Below are 3106 nucleotides of genomic sequence, written 5' to 3'. Positions count from 1 at the left end.
GTAAGCGTCAGCTCACGGCCCTCTTGACCGCAGCTGAACGATCAGATGTCGAAGACCTGGCGCAGCATGTGGAATGGCACTCGCCATGAATGCCCGTTGCCTGTGTCGACGGTGGCGGTGCGCTGGTTGATGCGCACGACGACGCCTACCTGCGGCTGGAGGTACCTGTCGTCGAACGAGACCTTCTCGCCGCAGCGGAAGTCGCCCCGTGAAGGCATGCTCTGCGGTGGTGCTGCGCGCGCAGAAGCCGTTGTGGGCGGGCTTACAGGATTTGGTGGTTCGACGGCGGCATAGGGCAGCTTCCACTCGCGTCGCGTGCCTTCCTCGTGCAAAGTCACCTGCGTGTCCTTCATGGCGACCACCTTGCCATGGCGCATCTGGCCGTCGCGCCAGTCGAGGAAGCGCACCGTCTGGCCCAGATTCATGTTCGTGCGCACGGCGAGGATGCGCCTGGGATCGGCCAGCATCCGTTCGATGATGGCGCTCAGCTGGAACAGCTCCAGGCTGCTCGCCCGGTTGAGCGCATCGATCAGCTTCGGGTCGGTGCCTTGCGGGTTCACTCTGTCGTCCTCTTCGCGTTGTCCGGTTGCAAGCGCCCGGGCACGAGGTGCTCAGGCGGCCAGTCGTTGTTCCACGTGCTGCCCACCGATGTTCCACGGCAGCAACTCGTCGATGCGGTTGATCGGATGGTCCGCGATGCGCCCGAGCACATCGCGTAGGTAGGCCTCGGGGTCGAGCCCGTTCAACTTGGCCGATTCCACCAGGCTGTAGATGGCCGCAGCGCGCTCGCCCCCGGCGTCCGAGCCCATGAACATGAAGTTCTTGCGGCCCAGGCTCACGCCACGCAGCGCGCGCTCGGCAGCGTTGTTGTCGATCTCGATGCGCCCGTCGTCGCGGTAGCGCGTCAGTGACGCGAGCCGCGTGAGCGTGTAGCCGATGGCGCGAGCGAGTTCCGACTTGGCAGACACCTGTGTGAGCACCCCTCGCAACCAGGCAAACATCTCTTCGAGCAGTGGCCCCGCTCGTGCCTGTCGTTCTCGGCATCGCTCGGCCGGAGGGCGCCCTCGGATGTCGGCTTCGATCGCATACAGCGCACTGATGCGCCGCAGCGCTTGTTCGGCAACCGAGCCCGGCGCACGCCCCTGGCTCTCGTGCAGATCCCAGAACGGTCTGCGCGCATGGGCCCAGCACGAAGCCTCGATGACGTTGCCGTTTGCATAGAGCTTGGCGAAGCCGGCATACGCATCGGCCTGCAACACGCCCTTGAAGTTCTTCAGATGCGCCTGGGGATGTTCGCCCTTGCGGTCGGGCGAGTACCGCAACCACGCCGCTGGCGCGTCGGTGCTCGCCGATGCGCGATCGTCACGCACATAGACCCACAGCCGCCCGGTCTTGGTCTTGCCCCGCCCGGGCGAGAGCACAGCCACCGGCGTGTCGTCGGCGTGCAGCTTGGAGCCCGCCAGCACGTAGCGCCCGAGCGCCGCAACCAGCGGGTCCAGCAGCTTCTCGCTCTGCCCGACCCAGCCAGCCATCGTGGAGCGTTCGATCACGACGCCTTCGCGAGCGAAGATGCGGCTCTGGCGGTACAGCGGTTGGTGATCGCAATACTTGGCCACCAGCACGTGGGCCAGCAGCCCGGGACCAGCGATGCCACGTGCGATGGGCCGGCTCGGCGCTGGCGCCTGGAAGATCGATTCGCACACGATGCAGGCGAGCTTGGGGCGCATATGGCGGATCACCTTGAAGCGCGAGGGCACGTACTCCAGTTGTTCGGAGACGTCCTGACCGATCTGACGCAGCCGGCCGCCGCACGCGCTGCAGCCGCAGGCCTGGCCGGCGGCGTCGCGCCGTGCGTTCGACGCCTCGGGCCGGTACACATGGTTCTCGCGCGGCAAGTGCGCGGGCAGGCTGCGGTGCAAGCCTTCGCTGTTGGCAGCTGGCGCCTTCGGGGTCTGCGCGCCCGGCGCAAGATCGTGCATCGACAAGTCTGCGATCAACGCGATCTGCGGGTCGTCCAGTTGTTCGCTGGAGGAACCGAAGCGGGCTCGGACCTGGCGCAGCAACTGCACCTTGAGCTTGTCCACGAGCAGCTTGAGCAGGGCGACTTCGGCATCACGCGCCTGCACGACACGCAGCAGCGAGTCGACGGTGTGGGGCGCGTTGGTGGTGTTCGGCACGCCCTCTACTATGCCATCGGACCTGCCCGGAGTTGACCCAGACCCGTGCGTTCAGAAGACGAATTCTTGAGCGCGTCTCAAGCCGCGAACACGGGCTGATCGGTGCGCGTCGGCATGCGCCAGTCGATGCCTTCGAGCAGCATGGACAGCTGCGCCGGCGAGAGTGAGACCTTGCCCGACTGCGCCTGCGGCCAGACGAAGCGGCCGCGCTCCAAACGCTTGGCCAGGAGCAGCAGGCCCTGGCCATCGAACCATAGGACCTTGAGCATGTCGCCGCGCCGGCCGCGGAAGACGAAGACGTGACCGCAGAAAGGGTTGGCCTGCAGCGCCGTCTGCACCATCGCTGACAGGCCGTTGAATCCCTTCCTCATGTCCGTATGGCCCGCGACGATCCAGACGCGAGTGCTCGTGGGAAGGCCGATCACGCAAGCGCCTTCAGCGTTTGCAGGACATGGCGCACGATGGCTTCGTCGACCGCACCGCGCAGTCGAACCCGCGCCCCGCCGACATCGATCTCGATGGTCCCGCCAGGTTGGCGAGGCGCCGCCACCATTGGTGAAGGGCATGCTGCGACCGGCGCAGCTTCAATGGTGACGGGCAACAGCATTGGCGAGGGGTCTGACGGCGCCGGCGTCTGGGGCCGCTCTTGCGCGCTCAGGTGCATCCGGCGCCATGCGAACAACAGGTTCGAGTTGATGCCGGCCTCCAGCGCGACGGCTGCCACTGACGCACCGGGCACCAGGCTGCGCGCGACCAGCTCGCGCTTGAACATCGGGCTGTGCTCGCGCCGACGGCGCTTGCTCGGGGTGTCTTGATCGTTCATTGATGTGCATTAGCGGTTCTTCATGCACACCATCGCGGCGTGCATGGACCACCGATCCTGCACATCAGCCCTCAGCAAAAAAAGAGGGTGCTGAGACGACGCTTAC

At 66.2% G+C, this 3106-nt stretch carries 4 protein-coding genes; all 4 read right to left on the bottom strand.

The annotated features are described in order from the left end of the window. Window positions 1–41 precede the first annotated feature (41 nt). Entirely contained in the window at window positions 42–560 is a 519-nt protein-coding gene (locus BLW48_RS34810) for a hypothetical protein (protein WP_093180247.1), read from the bottom strand. 51 nt (window positions 561–611) lie between these two features. Next, entirely contained in the window at window positions 612–2177 is a 1566-nt protein-coding gene (locus BLW48_RS34805; protein WP_093180246.1) for an IS66 family transposase, read from the bottom strand. A 77-nt stretch (window positions 2178–2254) separates the two neighbouring features. After that, window positions 2255–2602, bottom strand: coding sequence for an IS66 family insertion sequence element accessory protein TnpB (gene tnpB, locus BLW48_RS34800; protein ID WP_093180244.1), 348 nt, complete (start codon window positions 2600–2602; stop codon window positions 2255–2257). Further along, window positions 2599–3000, bottom strand: a complete 402-nt coding sequence (locus BLW48_RS34795; protein WP_093180243.1) for an IS66-like element accessory protein TnpA — start codon at window positions 2998–3000, stop codon at window positions 2599–2601. The genes tnpB and BLW48_RS34795 overlap by 4 nt, the downstream gene beginning before the upstream one ends. Between the last annotated feature and the right edge of the window lie 106 nt (window positions 3001–3106).

The sequence above is a fragment of the Variovorax sp. YR266 genome, assembly GCF_900107295.1.
Taxonomy (GTDB): Bacteria; Pseudomonadota; Gammaproteobacteria; order Burkholderiales; family Burkholderiaceae_C; genus Variovorax.
Note: the sequence above shows the minus strand (reverse complement) of the source record. Positions and strands in the feature narration are given on the sequence as shown.

Bases quoted from the DNA above. Each gene is read 5' to 3' on its own strand.
- BLW48_RS34795 (WP_093180243.1), bottom strand. From the start codon at position 3,000: ATGAACGATCAAGACACCCCGAGCAAGCGCCGTCGGCGCGAGCACAGC.